The following is a 20,751-nucleotide window of genomic DNA, read 5'->3' as shown; positions in this document are numbered from 1 at the left end:
CCCCCAGCCCCCGGTTGCCCGGCGCCCGGTGCCCAGCCCCCAGCCCCCGGTTGCCCGGTGCCCGGTGTCCGGTGCCCGGCGGTGCCCTGCGCCCGCCCTCCCGATGCCCGGATCTTTGACGCCGTCCCCCTAAAGGGTGTAAATTCTGTCGGTTGCCCGCATAGCGCGTGCCACAACCGACAGCCGCCGGCGCTGTAAAGACCGGCAAACGCCACCGAGGAGGATTTTCAACGCATGTCAGATCAACTTACGGACCAGCCGGAAGTGCGTGAAGTCAGTGCCCGGCAGTCCGCTGCCGCCACGACCAAAGCGATGTGGACGGCAGATGATCAGGAGATGGACCCGCAGGAATTCGCCAGCCTGCTCGACCTGTACGACAACAGCTTCCGCAACATCACGGAAGGTGAGGTCGTCAAGGGTACGGTTCTGTCCGTTTCCGCCTCCGCGGTGATCGTCGACGTCGGGTTCAAGTCGGAGGGGATGATTCCTCTCGACGAGTTCCTCGACGAGAACGGTGACGTGATCGTGCAGCCCGGCGACACCGTCGACGTGCTGCTCGAGCGCACCGAGGATCGTGACGGCCACATCGTGCTCTCGCGCGAGAAGGCCGAGAAGATGAAGATCTGGGACGAGGTCGAGAAGGCCTTCGCCGATCGCAAGGTCGTCATCGGTCGCGTCATCGAGCGCATCAAGGGCGGCCTGGCCGTGGACATCGGCGTCCGCGCCTTCCTGCCCGGCAGCCAGATCGACGTCCGTCCCGTGCGCAACCTGGACGCCCTCAAGGGCCAGGAACTGCGCATGCGCGTCATCAAGGTCAACAAGAAGCGCGGCAACATCGTCCTCTCGCGCAAGGTTCTCCTCGAGGAGGAGAACGCCGAGAAGAAGAAGCACACGCTCGAGACGCTGGCCGAGGGCAAGGTCATGCGCGGCGTGGTCAAGAACATCACCGATTACGGTGCGTTCATCGACCTCGGCGGCATCGACGGCCTGCTCCACATCACGGACATGTCGTGGGGCCGCGTGCAGCACCCCTCGGAGCTGTTCAAGGTCAACGACGAGGTCGACGTCATCGTCCTCAAGTTCGACCCCGAGAACGAGCGCGTGTCGCTCGGTCACAAGCAGCTCACGACCGACCCGTGGTCGGACGTGGTCGAGCGCTACCCGGTCACGGCGCGCGTCACCGGCCGCGTCGTGAGCCTCACCGACTACGGCGCCTTCATCGAGCTCGAGCCGGGCGTCGAGGGCCTGATCCACGTCAGCGAGATGTCGTGGAGCAAGCGCGTCAAGCACCCGTCGAAGATCCTCAACGTCGGCGACAACGTCGAGGCGATGGTGCTCGGCGTCGATCCGTCGGCCCGCCGCATCTCGCTCGGCCTCAAGCAGGTCGAGACCAACCCCTGGCACGAGCTCACCGACAAGTACCCGGTGGGCACGAAGATCAAGGGCAAGGTCCGCAACCTGACCGAGTTCGGCGCGTTCGTCGAGGTGGAGGACGGCATCGACGGCCTGATCCACATCTCGGACATGTCGTGGAGCAAGCGTCTCAAGCACCCGTCGGAGATGCTCAAGAAGGGCGACACGGTCGAGGCGATGGTGCTCAACATCGACGCCGAGAACCAGCGCCTGTCGCTCGGCCTCAAGCAGCTGGCCGCCGACGTGTGGGACGACTTCTTCGGTCGTGTCCAGGTCGGTGACGTCATCGAGGGCAAGGTCGTGCGCATGACCTCCTTCGGCGCGTTCGTCGAGCTGGCCGAGGGCATCGAGGGGCTCATCCACGTCTCGGAGTTCGATGCCGAGGGCGGTCATGAGAAGGTCTCGCTCGAGGTGGAGCAGAGCTACCCGATGAAGGTCATCAAGCTCAGCCCGTCGGAGCGCAAGGTCGGCCTCAGCATCCGCGCGCTGAAGGACGACACCTATCGCGCCGACTGGGGTCAGTACATCAGCGAGGCGGCCTCCACCGGTGGCGCCACGCTGGGTGACCACTTCAAGCAGCAGCAGTAGGCCCGAACGACGCCGGTGGGAGGCCCCTCTCACCGGCGTCTTCTTATGTCGAGGACATCATGACCAAGGCGGATCTCGTCGAAGAGGTCTCCCGCGTCTCCGAGCTCACCAAGAAGGACGCCGAGCTGATCGTGGAGACGGTGTTCCTCTCGGTCATCCGCGCCCTGCACGCGGGCGACAAGGTCGAGCTCCGGGGCTTCGGCAGCTTCCGCCTTCGCAAGCGCGAGCCCCGCAAGGGCCGCAACCCCAAGACCGGCGACCGCGTGGACGTGCCGTCCAAGCAGGTGCCCTACTTCAAGCCGGGCAAGGAACTGAAGGACCTCATCAACGCCAGCACCGCCGACGATCTCGACGAGACCGTCGCGCCCGCGCACGATCCGGCGCCGGTCGGCTAGCGATGGATCACCTCTGGTCGCCCTGGCGGCTGCAGTACGTCACCGGCGGCTCGGCGCCACCGGGCTGCGTGTTCTGCACGGCCGACACCGGCACCGACGCCGGCCAGGCCGCGCTGGTCGTGCACCGCGGCGTCGCCTGCTACGTCATCCTCAATCTCTTCCCGTACAACAACGGGCACCTGATGGTCGTTCCCGGCCGGCACATCGCCACGCTCGGCGAGGCCACACCGGACGAACTGCACGAGCTGATGCTGTTGACCCAGCGCGCCGAGGGCGTGCTGCGCGCCGCCTACCAGCCCCACGGCATCAACGTCGGCATCAACATCGGACGGGCTGCCGGGGCGGGCGTCGCCGATCACCTGCACATCCACCTCGTGCCGCGCTGGAACGGCGACACCAACTTCATGACCACCGTCGGCGAGAGCCGGGTGCTGCCGGAGGGCCTCGACGCCACCGCGGCACGCCTGCGCCCGCTGTTTGCCGACGCCCCGTGAACGCGCTTGGGCGCCGAAGGTGGCCCCTCTGGTAGCCTACGGGGCGTGACGGTCACTCCCACCGATCGGCAGGCCGCCTTCGCGGCGCGGGCGCGGCAGTTCGCCGAGGCGGAGGTCGCGCCCCGCGCCGCTGCCATCGACGCCGACAACACGTTCCCCCGCGACCTCGTGGCGCGCGCCGGCGCGCTCGGCCTGATGGGCGCCACCATCCCCGAGGCCTGGGGAGGCGCCGGCCAGGACGAGGTGGCCTACGTGCTCGCGCTCGAAGCCATCGCGCGGGCGAGTGCCACCGTCGCCGTCATCCTCTCGGTCAACACGTCGCTGGTCGCCGAGACGCTGCTGCGCCACGGCAGCGACGCGCAGCGCGAGCGCTGGCTCCGTCGGCTGGCGACCGGCGCGTCGGTCGGCGCCTTCGCGCTGTCGGAAGCCGACGCCGGGTCCGACGCCGCCAACCAGCAGACGGTCGCCGTCGCCGACCAGGGCGGCTACCGCCTGCGCGGCAGGAAGGTGTGGGTGGCCAACGCCGCGGCGGCCGACGTGGTGATCGTGTTCGCCTCGACGCGCCCCGACCTGCGGGGGCGCGGCATCTCCGCCTTCCTCGTGCCGATGGACGCGCCCGGGCTCTCGCGCCACGGCCTCGAGGATTCCCTCGGGGTGCGCGGCCTCGGCTGCATGGACCTCGTGCTCGACGACGTGCGCGTCGAGGCCGACCACCTGCTCGGCGGCGCCGGGCAGGGCTTCGCGATCGCGCGTGAGGCGCTCGACGGCGGTCGCGTCGCGATCGCCGCGCAGGCGCTCGGCGTCGGCGAGGCCTCGCTCGCGGAAGCGATCGCCTACGCGAAGCGCCGGGTGGCGTTCGGCCAGCCGATCGCCAGCTACCAGGCCATACAGTTCATGCTCGCCGACATGGCGACCGGCCTCGAGGCGGCGCGCATGCTGACGTGGCGGGCCGCGGCGGCGCGGGCCCGAGGCGCCCGCGCGACCACCGAGGCGTCGATGGCCAAGCTGGCGGCCTCGGAAGCGGCCCACGCCGCGGCCGATCGCGCCCTGCAGATCCTCGCCTCGGAAGGCTACCGTCACGGCGCGACGGTCGAGCGCCTCTTCCGCGACGTCAGGGCCACCGAGATCTACCAGGGGACGTCCGAGGTGCAGCGCATGATCATCGCCGACGCGGTGCTCGCATGATCGGCACGATCGCGATCGCCGAGCGCGTCGAAGCGGCCGAAACCCGCCTGAGCCTGGCGATGCTCGACGTCACCAGGCGCGAGGGAGACGCCTCGGCCTTCGCCGTGCCCGTCGGCCGTGGCGCCGCCGTCTACTGCGGCCCTGGCGCCCCGATGACCAAGGTGATCGGCGCGGGCATCGGCGTCCCGCTGACCGAGGACGACGTCGATCGCGTCGAAGCCGCCTTCGCGCCGACCGGCGAGTCGCCCGGCTGGGAGATCGCCACCCTCGGCGACCTCGGATCGGTGCGTCGGCTCGAGCGGCGCGGGTACGGACTGCAGCGCATCGAACTCGTGCTCGGGTGCGACATTCCGGCCCTGCTGCCGCAGGTGCTGCCCGACGGCATCCTCGTGACGCAGGGCCGCGACGCCGACTGGGCGCACATCGCCGTCGCCGGCTTTGCCGCCGCCGAGACCGTCGAGGGCCGCGAGGCGCCCGCCGAGTCCTACGACACGTCGATCCTCGAGCGCGTCGTGGCGCAGTTTGCCGGCGTGCGGGAGATGCGGCGCTACGTGGCGATCCTGGGCGCCGAGGCCGCGGGCGCCGCCTCCGCGCGCGTCGATGGCGAACTCTACCAACTCTGCGGCGCCGCGACGCTGCCGACCCATCGCCGGCGCGGCGTGCAGTCGGCGCTGCTCTCGGCCCGCCTCGAGGACGCACGCGCCGCCGGATGCACGCTCGCCGTCGTCACCGTGGAGCCCGGCTCCCGATCGCAGGCCAACGTCCAACGCCGCGGCTTCGTGCCGCTGTACAGTCGACTGGTGATGGCCCGCATGTCGTGAGCGGTCGGCGACGGCCTCGTTCCTGTGGCCCTCGTCCCTTGTCCCTCGTGATTTGTCCCTCTTGCTTCCCTCGTGACTCGTTCCCTGTCCCTCTTCCCTTGATCGACCTGTCCTCCTTCCGTCCCCGCGCCGTCGTGTTCGATCTCGATGGCACGCTCGTCGACAACATGTCCCTGCACGCGCAGGCGTTCGGGTCCTTCGCGGCCGCGCACCAGTTGCCGCCGCTCACCATGGACCTGCGCCGCCGGATCGACGGCAAGCGCAACAGCGAGATCTTCCCGATGCTGTTCGAGCGCGAGATGACCTGGGACGAGATCCTGCAGTTCGAGGAAGAGAAGGAGGGCGCCTACCGCCAGTTGTCGCGCGGCCGCCTGCTGCCGGTGCGCGGTGCCCTGACGCTGCTCGCACGGCTCGAGGCACACGGCATCGGGGTCGCCGTGGCGACCTCCGCGCCGCTCAAGAACGTGGTGCACACCCTGGCGGAGACCGGGCTCGACGCGCGCTTCACCATCATCGCCCGCGGCGACGAGGTGAAGCGTGGCAAGCCGTTTCCCGACGTCTTCGCGCTTGCCGCCGAGCGCCTCGCAGTGCCGCCGACCGAGTGCCTCGCGTTCGAGGACGCCCCCATCGGTGTCGCCGCGGCGATGGCTGCCGGCATGACGACGGTCGGCGTGACGACGACGTTCTCGGTGGAGCAGTTCGCCGCGCACATCCCGGCACCACATGGGGTCGTCCCCGACTACGAGGGGTTCCTCGACGGCCCGGGGCGGTGGTTGCGCGAGCCGTCGGTCGACGGCGGGTAGCCTCGACGTTCCCGGGGGGCTACACTGGAGCTATCTGGGCCGTACGGCGTCCACGTCGCGGTGGAACACGAACAGCGGGTCGGCGGTGTCGGCGGTCGTGGTGAAGTTCCACGTGCGGCCGCCGCGCTGCTTGAGCCGGAGCCGCCTGGCGGCGTAGTCGACGGAGAACTGCTCGACGCTCGCGTACGGCAGGCGGAAGGCGTCCTTGTGCGCGGTGGCGTACGTGAAGCCATCGGCCGTGGCGCGCAGGGTGCCCTCGCAGGCGCCCATCGCGTGCTGGTGTACGACGGCGACCGACGCGTCGATCGCCGGCGGGGCCGACGGCGACGGGGCCGCCAGGGTGACGCTGACCTCGGTGGGCCCGGCCTCGAGGATGTCGACCGTGCGGATCACGGGCGGCCGGCCTTCGACCTGGACGTTGATCTGATGCTGGCCCGGCGTGATGTCGCGCGAGGTCAGCGGCGTGGTCCCGAGGAACTTGCGGTCCACGAAGACGTAGGCGCCGGCGACGTCGCTGGTCACGCGGAGTTCGCGCGGCGCGGCGGCGGGGGCGTCCGGCGGGGGCGCGGGGCGCGATGGCCGGTCCGCGGCCTCGGACCGTGGGCGTGCGGCCGCGCGCGTCCCGGCCGGGTCGGGGGACGGGCGTTCGGTTCCGCGAGTGGGGGCGTTGGCCGTAGTGGGCGCGTTCCCGGTCGGGGCCGGCCGGGTCGTCTTGGTATCCGGCGCCCCGGGAACCCGGCTGGTGGCGTACCATGCGACCGCGCCGGCGACCAGCGCTGCCGCCAGCAGGATGATCGACAGGCCGCGCCCGCGTGGGGCGTCCGGCTCCTCCAGGCTGCGCATGGCCGCCAGCCTACCACGCCACGACGTAAGCCTGGACTAACGCGAACCGCATGCCTCCCGCCCGCCTGAAGCTCGTGCCGACCACCCCAGGGGTGACCACGGAGATCGTCCCTGCCGACCAGCCGATCGTCATCGGCCGCGACCCGCTGTCGGGTGTCGTGCTCGCCGAGCCGAGCGTCTCGCGGCGCCACGCCCAGCTCATTCGGCGCGAGGACGCCATCGTCCTCGAGGACCTCGGCAGCGCCGTCGGGACGTTCGTCAACGATCAGCGCGTGACGGCGCACATCCTCACCGACGGCGATCGCGTGCGCTTCGGGCGGCAGGTGCAGTTCGAGGTGGTGAGCGAGGCAATCGCCACGTTGCTCGAGTCGCAGGGCCTCGACGACCGCAGCACCGGCGTGCGTCACCTGCAGGAACTGCTCGACGTTGCGCGACAGCTCAGCAGCTCCGCCGTGCTGCCCGAGGTGCTCGCGGCGGTCCTGCGGTCGGCGATCCGCATCATGCGCGCCGACGGCGGCGCCCTCGCGCTGATCAACAGCGCCGACCAGAAGCTCGAGCTGGTGCTGCGGCTGCCCAAGCTGGCGCCACCGCCGATCGCGCAACAGGAACTCGACCTCCTGAAGCAGGCCGTCCGCGGTCACCGGACCATCACCAGCCAGGCCATGCACGAGACGCTGATCGGCGCCTCGACGGCGGCGCGGCCCGACATGGTCGCCACGCCGTTGATGGTGGCGCGCCGCGCCCTGGCCGATGACTCGTCGTTCATCGGCCGACTCGACGCCGTGGGCGCGTTGCTGGTGTCGCGCCCGGCGAGCACCCAGGTGGTGCCGCGCGAGGAGATCGCGATCTTCGAGTCGCTCGCCGCCGACGCCGCGATGGCCATCGACAGCGCGCGCCTCTACAAGGAAGCGCGGGCCAAGGCCAAGTACGAGCACGAGATGTCGCTGGCCAAGGACATCCAGGCGGCGCTGCTGCAGGCGCCGCCGGTCGTGCCCTTCGCCACGACCTTCGCGCAGACCGAGTCGGCCGCCTCGGTCGGGGGCGACCTGTACCAGGGCGTGACGCGCCCCGACGGCAGCCTCGCCCTCGCGCTCGGCGACGTCTCGGGCAAGGGCGTCGGGGCGTCGCTGATCATGGCGCTCGCAACCGGCATGCTGCGGTTGCTGCACGACCTCGGGCAACCGCTCTCCGACATCCTGCCGACGCTGCACAACCAGCTCCTGAACTACAGCCCGGGCAACAAGTACCTCACCCTCGGGGCGACGGTGCTGCATCCCGACGGCCGCCTCGAACTCGCCAACGCGGGCCACTGCGCCCCGGCGCTCGTCCGCGCCAACGGCGAGGTGCAGATGCTCGACTCGGGCGGGCCGGTGCTCGGCCTGTTGCCGTTCGGGTCCTGGGAAGTGCAGACGATCCAGATGGCACCTGGCGACGCGCTGGTCATCTACAGCGACGGCGTCAGCGAGTCGACCTCCTACACCGGCGAGGACTTCGGCCCCAAAGGCGTCGCCGAGACGCTCGCCGGGGTCGCGGGCGCGACCCCGACAGAGATGGCCGCCGCGTTGCTCGAGGCGTCGGTCACCTTCCGCGACGGCCGTCCCGCCGGCGACGACGTGACGCTGCTGGTGGTGCGCTACGAGGGGCAGGGCTAGCGTCGAGGATGCCGCGATGCCGGGGCTTCAGGGGATGATCGTGAAGGCGACCGATCGTGTCCACTCGCGGCCACCGTTCTGACCGGACACGCTGAGTTCGTACGTGCCGTCGGCCAGGTCCTGCAAGGGGAGTGCAATCGGCGTGATCCGGGTGACGCCACTCGCGGCGCGGGATTGCACCGAGGTCCGCCGAGGCCGGTGGCCGTCGCGCAGCAGATCCACGATCAGCGACGTCGCGACATCGCGCGTGGCGATCGCAGCAGTCAGGTGTGTCGCGTCGGAACGTCTGACGACTGCCCCTGCCATCGGCACGTAGAGGCGCCCGTCGGACGCCAACGGGTGCCCTGCCGATGAATCGGTCAGGCTCTCGATCCGCTCGACGATAAACAGGTCCCCGGCTCCCGCGTCCTGCTCGCGCGCTGGGACAGGTCGCTGGTCGCGCGTGCTCGTGCGCTCACCCTGGACCACGAGGTCGACCGAGCCTCCCTCCGCTCCAGAGGGTGCGAGGAACATGAGCGGCCTGGCGAAGGGGTCGGTTCCCGTGCGACTCCAGGCGGCGAGCGTCCGGTCGGACGCGTCACGCACGCGCACGAACGCGCTCCAGGGACCAGCAGACCCGGTGGCGGCGGCCGAGAGCAGCAGGATGAGCCGCATGCCACCGTCGGAAGGCACCCGTATCACCTCGAGCAGGCCTCGTCGAGACGTGTAGGACTCGCTACCGTCCTGGTTCAGCCACGCCTGTGACTCGCGGTCGCGCCAGGCGGGCGGTTCGGGAACACGCGCCGGTGTGGCACCAGAATGGCGCGATCGTCCTGAAGCCAGCGCCTCGATCAGCGCCTGCGACTTAGTGGGCGTGCGCACGAGGACGCCCCCGGTGTCGCTCGTGAGCCGCGCAAGTCCACGCCACGCCGCCGCCACCGCGGCGCCGCGATCGAGACGCTCGTCCTGCCCGACCTGCGCGACGTCGCCGCACGCGACCCTACGAGGGTCGCACTCGGCCATGCCCTGTCTGGTCGGCGTGACCTCGGCGCCCAGCAAGGAATCATCGGCGGCTCCATCCCGCCGATCCTGCAGGCCCACGACGTGCACCTGGACGTCGTGGGCACGTGCCAGACCAGCGGTCTCCGCGTAGGCGCGGGTGCTGCCGGGGTCGTCGCCCACGGCAGTGATGAGCACGACACGCGCCACCCCGAGACGAGCGGCATCGACGATCACCGAGCGGAGCGTCTCCAGCCTGCGCGAACGGCTGGCCTTGCCGCCGGATGCCGCACCGAGGTCGACGTGCCGGTACGCCCACGTGTCTCCACGCAACCAACGCTGCAGCCCGTCGCGTGCCCGTGCACAGTCGGCAAGATCCTCGACGACAGAGAACTCGTCGTGGATGTCGGTGACGGCGACCATGCTGCCCGTGGCTTCCAGTCGATGGAGGACATCGCCGGCGACCATCGCCGCAGCAGGACGCATGGGACCGGCAGGCACGTCCAGCGCGAGCACCGTGGAGGAGTCAGCTGCTTGCTGGTGCACGGCGGACCGCCCCCGAGGCGCGGCACCGCGCCCGGCCGCCGTGACCGCATCAGCATCGACCCCGTGGGCCACGAGCAGCAGCACGGCCGCCTGCGCGAGCAACGCCGGACACATGATTGGCCCTATGGTAGGCTGCCGCGATCCCGATGTCCGTGTACCTGCCGCGGTTGAGGTGTCTCGTGGCGTGCCTTGCTCTGCTGGCGGAGGCGGGTGTGCGAGCTCAAGGGGGAGTGCCTCCGGACTCGACGTGGGCTGGCCTCACCGACGCCTACCTGGCCGGCCGAGCGGTGGCCGCGGCTTCAGCCGTGCTCGACAGTGAGCCCGGCCGGATGACGGACGACGCGCGAGCCGTCCTTGCGGACTGGCGGCATGCGGCGCGGAAGGGGCCGAGAGCGGACACGGAACGGGCACTGCGCCGTGTCCAGGCGACTGCCCTCCTCCCCCTGGAGATCCTCCTCTCGGTGCGCATGCCGGCGACGCCGTCGCCGCGCCTGCAGGCGTTGGAGCGCATCAGCCGAGACGCCTGCGACCTCGTCGTCGAGGAACGCGTTGCGCCACCCGACCTCACGCCGCGCCTCCGCGCGTTCAGCGACTGGTGCCGTGTCGGACTGCAGCAGGCGCTCGTCGCGATGGCCCGCTATCCGGAGTACCAACAGGCGTCGGGGGCATTCGGCCCGTCCCGGGACGTCGTCCAGGCTGCGGCCGAACATCACTTCCTGAGGGGCCTTGCCTTCGAGACGCAGGCCCGGCTGGCCGAGGAGCCCGGCGTCGGCGCCGGGTCGCGAGTCGAGGCACCGCAGGCGCGGGCGCCCTTCATCGCCGAGCACCTCGAGGCGGCCCGACGACAGTACGAGCGCGCCCTTGTCCTCGCCCCTTCGCATCAGGAGGCGACGCTTCGATTGGCACGTGTGCACCTGGAGTCCGGTCGCCACGAGTCCGGCCGCGAGTTGCTCGCCAGGTTGTCGACCGAGCCGTGTGCCAGCGTGGCGTGCGGGCTCGCCTGGCTGTTCACGGCGCAGATGCAGGCTGCAGCGGGGGATGCGGCGGCAGCCGCCTCCTACAGGAAGGCCGCAGCCGTCGCGGGCGTCTCGCGCAGCGCCCGGCTCGGCTTGATGGCTTTCCTGCTGCGCACGGGCAACGAAGCGGCGGCCGCCTCGGTGATCGACGGCTTCACACACGAGGGAGCGGCGGTGGGCACGCCCGACGACGCGTGGGCCATGTACCTCTCCGGCCAGCGCCTGGACCCTGAACTGATCATCCGCTCCATGAAGGCGCTGCTCGTTCCATGAGCCTGATCCGCGCGTGCGCCGTGCTTCTCCTCGTCGCGTCGATGGTCGTGGGCATCATCGGCCAGGAGCCGCCGACCTTCCGGACGTGGATCGATGTCGTGGTGGTCGATGCATGGGTGCACGAGCGGGGACGGCCGATCGCCGGACTGACCGCGGCGGACTTCCTCGTGAGCGACAACGGGGTGGAGCAGGTGGTGCAGTCCATCCGCACCACCGACAGCGCGCATGTCGTCGTGGGCCTCGATCTCAGCGGCAGCGTCGATGGCGACACGCTTGCCCGGCTGCGCGAGGGTGTGGAGACCGTGGCCGGCCAACTGACGTCGAGGGACCGGCTCTCCCTGTTCACGTTCGGACGCTCGATTCGGCTGCTGCTCGAGGCCCAGCCGCCGGGGCCGCACCTACGGGACGCGCTGGCACGCGTCGAAGCCGATGGCGCGACGCCGCTGCACGATGCCCTGGTCTTCGGCAGCGTGCTCGCCGGGGCCGACAGTCGGCCCGCGGTGTTGCTGTTGTTCACCGATGGGCGCGACACGGCGAGTTGGGCCACGGCGGCACAAGCCATCGAGACGCTGCGCCGGACCAACGTGGTGGTGTATCCCGTCGCGGCCGGGCTGCCGGCGGCCATCCCCAACGATCCGGCGAGCGAGTACCTGTCGCGGTCGTTCTGGATCGCGCCGACGGCCGGCGACACCCTCCGGCTGCTGCAGTCCTCCGCCGACGCCACCGGCGGCGAGTTCCTGCGCCTCGAGAGCCGGGGCGACATCTCGCGGGTGTTCGGCCGAATCCTGGCCAGGTACCGCCAGCGTTACCTGGTGTCGTACACCCCGAGCGGCCTGCCGACGGGCGGCTGGCACCGCCTGGACGTCCGTCTCCGGTCCCGCCCGGGCACGGTGGTCGCGCGAGAGGGCTACGTGGCGCGCAGCGAGGACGCGACGGGACGGCGTTGACGCGCGGCATGGGCCACCCGCACGGTGGCCTGGTGGAGGCGGTCGACGCGGCGTGGCGCCAGGCCCGATGCCGGGGGAGTGGCGGTGTCCGACATTCCCGGCATTCCCACCATTGCCGGCATCACACGTCTCTGAACTTCCACACTCCCCGCGTGCCCTCCACGGTGATCGTGCTGCGCCCGATGGTGATCACCTCGCGGCCCGTCGGGCGGCGCAGGCGGAACACCAGATCCTGCAGGCCACGTCGCGTCTCGGACGCGGCACTCAGGCCGATCGACAGGTCGTCGCCGGTCACCATCGTCCCGTCGCCGCCGGTGTCGCGCGTGGTCGCGTCGAACGCCTCGACGTGACGCAACAGGAAGCCTCGCTCGGCCGGCGTGACGGCCATGGTCACGGCCACGACATCACCCAGGAGCGGCCGCGCCGGCCCGGGACTCACCGCGGCGTAGCGCTCGAGCACCTCGGCGCGCGTGATGCCGCGTGCCGGCGTGTGCGCGGCATGCCACCCGGCCAGGAAATCGGCGTGGTACTCCATCGTCCAGAGCTTGAGCCCGGCGCGCTGGTCGGGCACTGCGTGCGCGATGTGGAACCACGGCACGGTGTCGTCGCCGACCGGACGCACGACCAGGCGGTGATCGGCCTCGCCCAGCGACTGGCGCAGCGCGCTGGCGATCGCCGCCGTCGCGCCGGGTTCCTCGATGGCGAAGGCGATGCCGCTCGCGCCGATCGGGCCCTGCGGCCCCTCCTCGAAGAGTTCGAGGTATGTCGAGATGCCGTACCAGTAGAGGCCCGTGTAGGTCCAGTCGGGCCGGCGCGTCGTGCGCAGCTCGCCCGGGGCGAACACCTCGCGCAGCCAGGCGCTGTCGCGCGCGGCGGCGAAGGTCTCCGCATCCACCACGCGGAACAGGTGGTTGAGGCGGAGCGGCAGGGTCACGCGAGCAGCGCCTTGGCGATGGTCTGCAACTGCAGGTTCGAGGTGCCCTCGTAGATCTGGCCGATCTTGGCGTCGCGATAGAGTTTCTCGACGGGGGCGTCCTTGACGAAGCCGTACCCGCCGAACAGGTTGATGGCCAGCGAGGCGGTCCGCTCGGCCACCTCGGAGGCCAGCAGCTTGCCCATCGCGGCCTCGGTGAGGAACGGCTGCTTCGCGTCGCGCAAGCGCGCCGCGTTGTAGACCAGCAGGCGGGCCGACTCCACTTCCATGGCCGCGCGCGCCAACTGGAACTGCACGCCCTGGAAGTCGGCGATCGCCTTGCCGAACTGCTTGCGCTGCTTCGTGTACGCGATGGCGTGGTCGAGCGCGCCCTGCGCCAGGCCGACCATCTGTGCGCCGATGCCGATGCGTCCCTCGTTCAACGTCTCGATCGCCACCTTGTAGCCCTTGCCGACCTCGCCGAGCACCGCCGACGCGGGCACCCGGCACCGCTCGAACACGAGCTCGCAGGTGCTGCTGGCGCGGATGCCCAGCTTGTCCTCCTTCTTGCCGACGGCCAGGCCGGGCGTGTCGCGGGGGACCAGGAATGCCGTGATGCCCCTGTAGCCGGCCGCCGGGTCGAGCGTCGCGAACACGATGAACAGCGACGCCTCGGCCGCGTTGGTGATCCAGAGCTTGCGACCGTCGATGACGTACCCGTCGGCGTCGGCCGTCGCACGCGTGGTGAGCGCGAAGGCGTCACTGCCCGAGCCGGCCTCCGAGAGCGCGTACGCCCCGACCGCGTCGGCGGCGAGGCGGGGCAGCCAGGCGCGTTGCTGCTCGTCGTTCCCCCAGCGGAGCAGCGCGTTGACGACCAGCGTGTTCTGGACGTCGACGAGCACCCCGACGGCCGGGTCGACCCGCGACAGTTCCTCGACCACGAGCACCGAGTGGAAGAAGGTGCCGCCGCCCCCGCCATGGCGCTCCGGCACCTCGACCCCCATCAGGCCCATCCCGAACAGCCGTGGCAGCAGGGCAGGGTCGAGCCGGGCGGCCTCGTCCATGGCGCGCGCGCGGGGGGCGAGTTCCTGGGCGGCGAACTCGCGGACGCTCTGGCGGAGGAGTCGCTCGTCCTCGGTCAGCGAGGTCAGGGCCGGGGGCATGTCGAGCGCGGGCGTGGTCACGGATCGTCCTCAGCGGTGGGGGGCGCGGATCCGACCGACAAGCCACGGACGGGCGTCGAAAGAGGAACAGTTCCGCACCGGAGATGCCTCGATTCGTGATGCTATCATCACTGCCACGCATGATCAGGACCCTTGCCCGCCGGGTGCGTTCGCTGGACGCATCCCGAGCCCGCGTCGCCATCGTCAGCGGCCTGCTCTCGGCCTCGCTCGCCGGTGTCGCCGCGCAACAGTCCTCTGCGCCACCCGCGCAGGGGCGCCCTGCGGGGGCGTCGGGCGGGCAGTCGCGGGCTGGCACCCCTCCCGCCACGCAGGCCCCCGCCGGCCAGCCACCGGCACCGGGCACCGACCCGCAGGACCCGAACGCCTCGCAGCCGACCTTCCGCACGGGCATCAACTTCGTCCGCGTCGACGCCATCGTCACCGACAAGCAGGGGCGGCCGGTCGCCGACCTGTCGCGCGACGACTTCGAGGTGCTCGAGGACGGCCAGGCGCAGGCCATCGAGACGTTCAAGCTGGTGCGCGTCGACGGCAACCCGCCGCCGGGTGAGGCCGAGCCGCGCGAGATCAACTCGATCTATGCCGAGGAGTCGGAGGCGCGTCGCGACGACGTGCGGCTGTTCGTCATCTTCTTCGACGACTACCACGTGCGCCTCGGGGCGAGCCTCGCGGTGAAGGAGCCGCTGGTCAAGTTCATCGAGACGCAGGTCGGGCCGCTCGACATGATCGCGATGATGTACCCGCTCGATCCGCTGCGCGCGGTCAGTTTCACGCGCAACAAGAAGGCGGTCATCCAGCAGATCCTGAGCTGGCAGGGGCGCAAGTACCAGTACATCCCGCCACGCAACATCTTCGAGGAGCAGTACGCCAACTACCCCACGCAGGTGGTCGAGAAGATCCGCAACCAGGTGAGCCTGTCGGCGTTGCGCGGCCTGATGACGCGCCTCGGCGGCATGCGCGAGGGCCGCAAGACGGTGATCGTGGTGAGCGAGGGCTACACCGACTTCGTGCCGCCGCAACTGCGTGGCAACAACGCGCAGAGCGGCATCGTCGGGCGTGGCACCTCGGCGTTGACCGGCGACGCGTCGGTGGACCCGCTGGCCGCGATGGCCGTCGACCGCGACCGGTTCTTCGGCGACATGGACATCCGCATGCTGATGCGCGACGTCACCACCGACGCCAACCGCAACAACGTGTCGCTCTACATGCTCGACCCCCGCGGCCTGGCCGGGTTCGAGTTCGACATCAACGAAGGCGTCGGCCTCACCATGGACGCCGCCTCGCTGCGCCAGACGCAGGAGTCGCTCCGCGTCATGGCCGACGAGACCGACGGCCGCGCGATCGTCAACCGCAACGACCTCGGTGGCGGGCTCGCGCAGATGCTACGCGACGCCAGCGCCTACTACCTGCTCGGGTACTCCTCGTCGGCGGCGCCGACCGACGGGCGCTTCCACCAGATCAAGGTGCGCGTCAAGCGGCCGGGCATCGAGGTCCGCGCCCGACGCGGCTACTGGGCGCTCAGGCCCGACGAGGCGGCGACGGCGATGGCCGCGCCCAAGGCCGGGCCGCCGCCCGACGTGCAGGGCGCGCTGTCGGAGATCGACAAGGTGGCGCGGGCGCGCAGCGTGCGCACCTGGGTCGGCTACGCGCCCGACCCGAGCGGCAAGACGAAGGTGCTCTTCTCGTGGGAGCCGGTCACCGGCGCGCCCGGCCAGGCCGCGCCAGGCGGGGAGCCGGTGTCGCAGGTGACCGTCATGGCCGTCAACGAGAAGGACGGCCCCGTGTACCGGGGCAAGGTGCCTGCCGCCCCGACGACGGCGGTGCCGTCGCCGGGTGGGGGCCAGGCCTCGTTCCTCATCGCCCCGGGCGCGGCGCAGGTGAAGGTGCAGATGGAGGGCGGGTCGGGCAGCGTCCTCGGATCGGACATGCTCGACCTGGCCGTGCCCGACTTCAGCAAGGAGCCGATCGTGGTCGGCACGCCCGCGCTGTTCCGGGCCCGTACGGCGCGCGACCTGCAGGCGCTGGCCGGCGCCGCGACTGCGCAGCCGACCGCGGCGCGCGCCTTCAGCCGCACCGAGAAGCTGCTGCTGCGCGTGCACGTCTCGGGCGGCGCCCCGGCGATCCGGCTGATGAGCCGCACCGGCGACGGCATGAGCGCGCTCGTCGTCCGGCCGGCCCCGGCCGGCAGTCCGTTCACGCACGAGGCCGAGATCCCGCTGGCCAGCCTGCCGGCCGGCGACTTCCTCATCGAGGTCAAGGCCGGCAACGGCGACGACGCGCCGCGCAAGCTGACCGGCGTGAAGGTGACCGGGTGACGACTGTCGCGGGAAGGGAGGTCGGCGTGGCCGCGGAGCCGGCCCGCGAGTTCACCTCGGTGAGCGGCCGCGAGGTGGCGCCCGTCTATGGCCCTGAGGACGCGGCGGGTCGCGATCACGCGCGCGATATCGGTGAGCCCGGCGCTTACCCCTACACGCGCGGCATCCACGCCTCGGGCTATCGCGGCAAGCTGTGGACGATGCGCCAGTTCGCGGGCTTCGGCACGGCGGCCGACACGAACCGACGCTACAAGGACCTGCTCGCGGCCGGCGGCACCGGCCTGAGTGTCGCCTTCGACCTGCCGACGTTGATGGGCCGCGACCCGGACCATCCGCTGTCGCTCGGCGAGGTCGGCAAGTGCGGCGTGAGCGTCGTCACGCTCGCCGACATGGAGGCGTTGTTCGACGGCATCGACCTCGGTGCGGTGAGCACCTCGATGACCATCAACTCGCCGGCCCCGATGCTGCTGGCGATGTACCTGGTCGTCGCCGAGCGGCAGGGCGTGCCCTGGTCGCGCCTCAACGGCACCCTCCAGAACGACATCCTCAAGGAGTTCATCGCCCAGAAGGAGTACATCTATCCGCCGCGCCCCTCGATGCGGCTGATCGTCGACACCTTCCGCTTCTGCGGCGAGCACGTGCCGCGCTGGAACACGATCTCGGTGAGCGGGTACCACATCCGGGAGGCCGGCGCGACCGCGGCTCAGGAGCTCGCCTTCACGCTGCGCGACGGCATCGAGTACGTGCAGTGGGGCGTGGCGGCCGGCCTCGACGTCGATGCCTTCGTGCCGCGGATGTCGTTCTTCTTCAACGCCCACAACGACTTCTTCGAGGAGATCGCCAAGTACCGGGCGGCGCGGCGGATCTGGGCGCGCGTCATGCGCGAGCGGTTCGGCGCGCGCCACGAGAAGGCCTGGCAACTGCGCTTCCACACCCAGACCGCCGGCGTGTCGCTGACCGCGCAGCAGCCGTACAACAACGTCGTCCGCACCGCCATCCAGGCGCTGGCCGGCGTGCTCGGCGGCACCAACTCGCTGCACACCAATTCGCTCGACGAGGCACTGGCGCTGCCCACCACGGAAGCGGCGACGCTCGCGCTGCGGACGCAGCAGGTGATCGCGTACGAGAGCGGCGTGGCCAACGTGGTCGACCCGCTGGGCGGTTCGTGGTACGTGGAGAAGCTGACCGACGACATCGAGGCCGAGGCGCTCGCCTACTTCGACCGCATCGACGCCATGGGCGGCATGGTGGCGGCCATCGAGGCGGGCTTCCCGCAGCGGGAGATCGCCGAGAGCGCCTACCGGTTCCAGCAGGCCGTCGACACCGGACGCAAGGTCGTCGTCGGGGTCAACGCCTTCGTCGCGGACCACGAGCCGCCGCTCGAGATCCTCTACATCGACGACACGGTGGCCGACACGCAACTGGCGGCGCTGGTGCGCATCAAGGCGCAGCGCGATGCCGGCGCGGTGGCGGCCTCACTCGAGGCGCTTCGCACGGCCGCGCGGGGCACCGGCCCGATCATGGAACCGCTCCTCGACGCGGTGCGCGCCTACGCGACGGTGGGCGAGATGTGCGACGCGCTGCGTGAGGTGTGGGGGGAGTACACCGAGCGCACCGAATTCTGAGCGCGCCGAATGCCGCGATGCCCTTCGACATCGCTCAGGGCAGGCGCGATGATGCCGGAGCGATGATGTCGAAGGCCGCAGGCCGAATGCAGAAGGCCGACCAGCATGACTGACCGTCCCATCCGAGTGGTGATCGCCAAGCCGGGCCTCGACGGTCACGACCGTGGCGCGAAGGTGATCGCGCGCGCGCTGCGTGACGCCGGCATGGAGGTCATCTACACCGGGCTGCGCCAGTCGCCCGAGCAGATCGTCTCGGCAGCCCTGCAGGAGGATGCCGACGTCATTGGCCTGTCGATCCTCTCGGGCGCTCACATGCACGTGTGCACGCGGCTGATGTCGCTCCTGAAGGCCGAGGGCCTCGACGACGTGCTGGTGCTGGTCGGCGGGATCATCCCGGACCAGGACGTCCCGCGCCTGCGCGAGATCGGCATCGGGGGCGTCTTCCTGCCCGGCACCTCGATGCAGGCCATCGTCGACGTCATCAGGAAGAGCAAGGAAAGAAGAGTAGAAGCGTAGAAGGAAAGAAGGCAGAGCGGGAAGGAGAAAGGAACCTTGTGCTGCCTTCTTCGCCTTGCGGTCCTTGTTCCTTCCCGGTTTGCCTTCTGCTCTTCTCCCCTTCTTACTCGTTCGTCGCCGCCGCCTGCCGGCCGACCTTCTCCACCTGGTGGCGGATCGCCGGCACCGTCTTGAGGTACGCGAAGATCGCCGCGAGATCGTCGCGGGTCATCCCCGAGTACGACTGCCACGGCATCGGCGTGTTGAAGTCCCGGGTCGTCACCGGCACGTGCGGCGTGCCATCGGCGTACGCCTTGAACTTCTCGATGAACTGATCCTCGCTCCAGCCGCCGAGGCCCGTCGTCGCGTCGGACGTGAGGTTGGCCGATCGCGCGATCAGCCCGTTGGGCAGCGGGAACTCCTGGCCGCCGGCCAGCCGCATGTCCGGCAGGGGCGCCTTGCGTGCGTCGGTCGGCGTGTGGCAGTCGGCGCAGCCGGCGATGTTCACCAGGTAGCGGCCGTAGGCGACGGGGTCCGACGGATCGGGCCGTGCGGTCGTGGTGGCGGCCGGCGTCGGCATCGTCCGCACGATCAGCGGCAGCGGGAAGTGCAGGCGGCGGTCGGCGATCTGCTGCGAGCGCGAGGGGATGGTGCGGAGGTACGCCACGATGGCGAGCGCGTCCTCGCGCGCCATGAACTTGCCGTACGAGGTGTAGGGCATCAGCGGGAACAGCGGGGTGCCGTCGCGCGACACGCCCTCGGTGAACGCCCTCACGATCTCGCCGTCGCTCCACGAGGCGAGGTTGGCTGGGGTGATGTTGCGCGCCACGAGGCGGCCCGGGAAACCCACCGTCTCGTCCCAGACCTCTCCACCGGCGCCGTAGGTGTCGGGCTTGATGGGCCCGGCGTAACGGCTCCAGTCGCGCTGGCTGTGGCAATCGGTGCACACCGCGACGTGGTCGGCCAGGTACTTGCCGCGGGCGATGCGCTCCGGAGACGCCTCGGCCTTCAGGACCGGCGCGTCGCCGACCTTGGGGTAGGCGAGCAGGAGATAGGAGTAGCCGCCGGCGGCAATCACGACGAGACAGACGGCCAGGACACCGACGATTTTGAGGACCAGACGCATGGGAGGCTCCGTGGGCCGCAGGCGTGCACGGCCCGACACCTGCAGAACGTTGGAAGGAGCGGGGGCCGAACATCACGCCGCCGCCCCGGCGGGGCGACAATCCGGCTCCGGAGGGGCCGGCGCGCCCCGTGAGCGCCGCGTGAATCGACGAGGACGGGGCGCCCCGAGTTCCGCCCGTGCTTGACGGCTGCTCTCCGGCGTGACTACGCTCAGCCCCATGAGCTACACGCTGTTGCTGGCCGATGACAGTGTCACGGTCCAGCGCGTGATCGAGCTGACCTTCGCCGACGAGGGGTTCAAGGTCGTCTCGTTCAGCGACGGCGACGAGGTGGTGGGCTACCTCGGCGCGGGCAACAAGCCGGACGTGATCCTGGCTGACACGACGATGCCGGCCCGCGACGGCTACGACGTGGCGGCCTGGGTGCGCGGCCAGGCGTCGCTGTCCCAGGTGCCCGTGGTGCTCATGACCGGCGCCTTCGAGCCGATCGACGACCGGCGTGCCGAGGCCTGCCAGGCCGACGCCGTGCTCGTGAAGCCGTTCGAGCCGCAGCAGGTCGTGTCGCTGGTCAAGCGGATGCTCGGCGGGGAGCGGGGCGAGTCGCTCGGCGAGTTCGCGCCGCCGCGCGCCGGCAGCGCCGCCCCGCCGGCCGAAGGTCCGGCCGCCACGCTGGCTCCCGGGGTCGACACCTACGCGTCGCGCCTGGATCAGCACCTGGCGGCCCGCCAGGGACGAGCCGGGCTGGCTCGCGTCGAGTTCCTGGCCGACGGCCCCGACGCGGCCGCGCCCGTCGAGGCTCGGGCAGACGCCGACGAGCCCGCTGCTGCACCCGCCCCCGCGGCGGCGCCCTCGTCGTCGCTTGCGAGCGCGTTCTCCGCCATCCTCGCCGAGGAGCGCGGGGAAGGCCCGGCGGCGGTCGGCCCGCCGGCGGCCACGGCGGCCGGTGGCGGGGTTATCACCGACGCCTTCATCGAGGAGGTGGCCAGCCGGGTGGTCGCGCGCCTGACCGACAAGGTGCTGCGCGAGGAGGTCACCCGCCGCGTGCTCGACGTCGCCGAACGGCTGATCTCCGAGGAAATCGCCAGGATCAAGGCCGGCGCGCGCTGATCCGTCCCGGCGGCGCCACGCCGCCCCCTTGCGGCCG

Annotated in this window: 18 protein-coding genes; 13 read left to right on the top strand and 5 right to left on the bottom strand. The window is 70.9% G+C overall.

Annotated features, from left to right (window positions below; translation table 11 throughout):
- The first annotated feature begins 234 nt into the window (after positions 1-234).
- The 6 genes from TBR22_RS17025 (at position 235) to TBR22_RS17000 (ending at position 5,699) form a co-directional block, all read left to right on the top strand.
- On the top strand, positions 235-2,001 hold the full coding sequence (locus TBR22_RS17025) for a 30S ribosomal protein S1 (RefSeq protein ID WP_239489042.1): 1,767 nt from the start codon (positions 235-237) through the stop codon (positions 1,999-2,001).
- Positions 2,002-2,060: 59 nt separating this feature from the next.
- Positions 2,061-2,396 (top strand): integration host factor subunit beta, encoded by a 336-nt coding sequence (locus TBR22_RS17020; RefSeq protein WP_370651353.1) that lies wholly within the window; start codon positions 2,061-2,063, stop codon positions 2,394-2,396.
- 2 nt (positions 2,397-2,398) lie between these two features.
- On the top strand, positions 2,399-2,890 hold the full coding sequence (locus tag TBR22_RS17015; protein ID WP_239489041.1) for an HIT domain-containing protein: 492 nt from the start codon (positions 2,399-2,401) through the stop codon (positions 2,888-2,890).
- Between the two features lie 45 nt (positions 2,891-2,935).
- Positions 2,936-4,075, top strand: coding sequence for an acyl-CoA dehydrogenase family protein (locus tag TBR22_RS17010; protein WP_239489040.1), 1,140 nt, complete (start codon positions 2,936-2,938; stop codon positions 4,073-4,075).
- Positions 4,072-4,896 carry a GNAT family N-acetyltransferase gene (locus TBR22_RS17005; RefSeq protein ID WP_239489039.1) on the top strand — a complete coding sequence of 275 codons (825 nt, stop codon included), beginning with the start codon at positions 4,072-4,074 and terminating at the stop codon, positions 4,894-4,896. Before TBR22_RS17010 ends, TBR22_RS17005 begins: the two co-directional genes overlap by 4 nt.
- A gap of 98 nt (positions 4,897-4,994) precedes the next feature.
- Positions 4,995-5,699 (top strand): HAD family phosphatase, encoded by a 705-nt coding sequence (locus TBR22_RS17000; protein ID WP_239489038.1) that lies wholly within the window; start codon positions 4,995-4,997, stop codon positions 5,697-5,699.
- A 30-nt stretch (positions 5,700-5,729) separates the two neighbouring features.
- Here TBR22_RS17000 and TBR22_RS16995 read toward each other — a convergent pair whose 3' ends face one another.
- Entirely contained in the window at positions 5,730-6,542 is an 813-nt protein-coding gene (locus TBR22_RS16995; RefSeq protein ID WP_239489037.1) for a PEGA domain-containing protein, read from the bottom strand.
- Between the two features lie 50 nt (positions 6,543-6,592).
- Between TBR22_RS16995 and TBR22_RS16990 the strand changes: the two genes are divergently transcribed.
- On the top strand, positions 6,593-8,194 hold the full coding sequence (locus TBR22_RS16990) for a SpoIIE family protein phosphatase (protein ID WP_239489036.1): 1,602 nt from the start codon (positions 6,593-6,595) through the stop codon (positions 8,192-8,194).
- A gap of 27 nt (positions 8,195-8,221) precedes the next feature.
- On the opposite strand, the gene TBR22_RS16985 is transcribed toward TBR22_RS16990, so the two are convergent.
- On the bottom strand, positions 8,222-9,832 hold the full coding sequence (locus TBR22_RS16985; protein WP_239489035.1) for a hypothetical protein: 1,611 nt from the start codon (positions 9,830-9,832) through the stop codon (positions 8,222-8,224).
- A 353-nt stretch (positions 9,833-10,185) separates the two neighbouring features.
- Between TBR22_RS16985 and TBR22_RS16980 the strand changes: the two genes are divergently transcribed.
- A complete protein-coding gene (locus tag TBR22_RS16980; RefSeq protein WP_239493501.1) occupies positions 10,186-11,007 on the top strand; it encodes a tetratricopeptide repeat protein in 822 nt (273 codons plus the stop codon).
- Positions 11,004-11,954, top strand: coding sequence for a VWA domain-containing protein (locus tag TBR22_RS16975; protein WP_239489034.1), 951 nt, complete (start codon positions 11,004-11,006; stop codon positions 11,952-11,954). The genes TBR22_RS16980 and TBR22_RS16975 overlap by 4 nt, the downstream gene beginning before the upstream one ends.
- A 121-nt stretch (positions 11,955-12,075) precedes the next feature.
- Here TBR22_RS16975 and TBR22_RS16970 read toward each other — a convergent pair whose 3' ends face one another.
- A complete protein-coding gene (locus tag TBR22_RS16970; protein WP_239489033.1) occupies positions 12,076-12,888 on the bottom strand; it encodes a DUF5829 family protein in 813 nt (270 codons plus the stop codon).
- Positions 12,885-14,030 (bottom strand): acyl-CoA dehydrogenase, encoded by a 1,146-nt coding sequence (locus TBR22_RS16965; protein ID WP_370651534.1) that lies wholly within the window; start codon positions 14,028-14,030, stop codon positions 12,885-12,887. Before TBR22_RS16965 ends, TBR22_RS16970 begins: the two co-directional genes overlap by 4 nt.
- Before the next feature lie 140 nt (positions 14,031-14,170).
- Here TBR22_RS16965 and TBR22_RS16960 point away from each other — a divergent pair, with 140 nt between their 5' ends.
- The 3 genes from TBR22_RS16960 to TBR22_RS16950 all read left to right on the top strand — a co-directional run bounded on the left by TBR22_RS16960 (position 14,171) and on the right by TBR22_RS16950 (position 18,504).
- On the top strand, positions 14,171-16,363 hold the full coding sequence (locus TBR22_RS16960; protein WP_239489031.1) for a VWA domain-containing protein: 2,193 nt from the start codon (positions 14,171-14,173) through the stop codon (positions 16,361-16,363).
- Positions 16,364-16,389: 26 nt separating this feature from the next.
- Positions 16,390-17,988 (top strand): methylmalonyl-CoA mutase, encoded by a 1,599-nt coding sequence (locus TBR22_RS16955; RefSeq protein ID WP_239489030.1) that lies wholly within the window; start codon positions 16,390-16,392, stop codon positions 17,986-17,988.
- Between the two features lie 105 nt (positions 17,989-18,093).
- A complete protein-coding gene (locus TBR22_RS16950; RefSeq protein WP_239489029.1) occupies positions 18,094-18,504 on the top strand; it encodes a cobalamin B12-binding domain-containing protein in 411 nt (136 codons plus the stop codon).
- A gap of 103 nt (positions 18,505-18,607) precedes the next feature.
- Here the strand turns inward: TBR22_RS16950 and TBR22_RS16945 are convergent, their stop codons facing one another.
- A complete protein-coding gene (locus tag TBR22_RS16945; RefSeq protein ID WP_239489028.1) occupies positions 18,608-19,609 on the bottom strand; it encodes a c-type cytochrome in 1,002 nt (333 codons plus the stop codon).
- 217 nt (positions 19,610-19,826) lie between these two features.
- Between TBR22_RS16945 and TBR22_RS16940 the strand changes: the two genes are divergently transcribed.
- The gene (locus TBR22_RS16940; protein ID WP_239489027.1) at positions 19,827-20,714 is read left to right on the top strand and encodes a response regulator; all 888 of its coding nucleotides are present in this window, start codon (positions 19,827-19,829) and stop codon (positions 20,712-20,714) included.
- The last annotated feature ends 37 nt before the right edge of the window (positions 20,715-20,751 follow it).

This window comes from Luteitalea sp. TBR-22 (assembly GCF_016865485.1).
Classification (GTDB): domain Bacteria; phylum Acidobacteriota; class Vicinamibacteria; order Vicinamibacterales; family Vicinamibacteraceae; genus Luteitalea.
The sequence above is the reverse complement of the archived record's forward strand: the minus strand, read 5'-3'. Positions and strand labels throughout refer to the sequence as shown.

Excerpts from the sequence above, each read along its gene's own strand:
- TBR22_RS16985 (WP_239489035.1), bottom strand. The coding sequence starts at position 9,832 with ATGTGTCCGGCGTTGCTCGCGCAGGCGGCCGTGCTGCTGCTCGTGGCC.
- TBR22_RS16965 (WP_370651534.1), bottom strand. The coding sequence starts at position 14,030 with ATGCCCCCGGCCCTGACCTCGCTGACCGAGGACGAGCGACTCCTCCGC.
- TBR22_RS17020 (WP_370651353.1), top strand. The coding sequence starts at position 2,061 with ATGACCAAGGCGGATCTCGTCGAAGAGGTCTCCCGCGTCTCCGAGCTC.
- TBR22_RS16990 (WP_239489036.1), top strand. The coding sequence starts at position 6,593 with ATGCCTCCCGCCCGCCTGAAGCTCGTGCCGACCACCCCAGGGGTGACC.
- TBR22_RS16980 (WP_239493501.1), top strand. The coding sequence starts at position 10,186 with ATGCCGGCGACGCCGTCGCCGCGCCTGCAGGCGTTGGAGCGCATCAGC.
- TBR22_RS16995 (WP_239489037.1), bottom strand. The coding sequence starts at position 6,542 with ATGCGCAGCCTGGAGGAGCCGGACGCCCCACGCGGGCGCGGCCTGTCG.
- TBR22_RS17015 (WP_239489041.1), top strand. The coding sequence starts at position 2,399 with ATGGATCACCTCTGGTCGCCCTGGCGGCTGCAGTACGTCACCGGCGGC.
- TBR22_RS16975 (WP_239489034.1), top strand. The coding sequence starts at position 11,004 with ATGAGCCTGATCCGCGCGTGCGCCGTGCTTCTCCTCGTCGCGTCGATG.
- TBR22_RS16950 (WP_239489029.1), top strand. The coding sequence starts at position 18,094 with ATGACTGACCGTCCCATCCGAGTGGTGATCGCCAAGCCGGGCCTCGAC.
- TBR22_RS16945 (WP_239489028.1), bottom strand. The coding sequence starts at position 19,609 with ATGCGTCTGGTCCTCAAAATCGTCGGTGTCCTGGCCGTCTGTCTCGTC.
- TBR22_RS16940 (WP_239489027.1), top strand. The coding sequence starts at position 19,827 with ATGAGCTACACGCTGTTGCTGGCCGATGACAGTGTCACGGTCCAGCGC.
- TBR22_RS16960 (WP_239489031.1), top strand. The coding sequence starts at position 14,171 with ATGATCAGGACCCTTGCCCGCCGGGTGCGTTCGCTGGACGCATCCCGA.
- TBR22_RS17005 (WP_239489039.1), top strand. The coding sequence starts at position 4,072 with ATGATCGGCACGATCGCGATCGCCGAGCGCGTCGAAGCGGCCGAAACC.
- TBR22_RS17025 (WP_239489042.1), top strand. The coding sequence starts at position 235 with ATGTCAGATCAACTTACGGACCAGCCGGAAGTGCGTGAAGTCAGTGCC.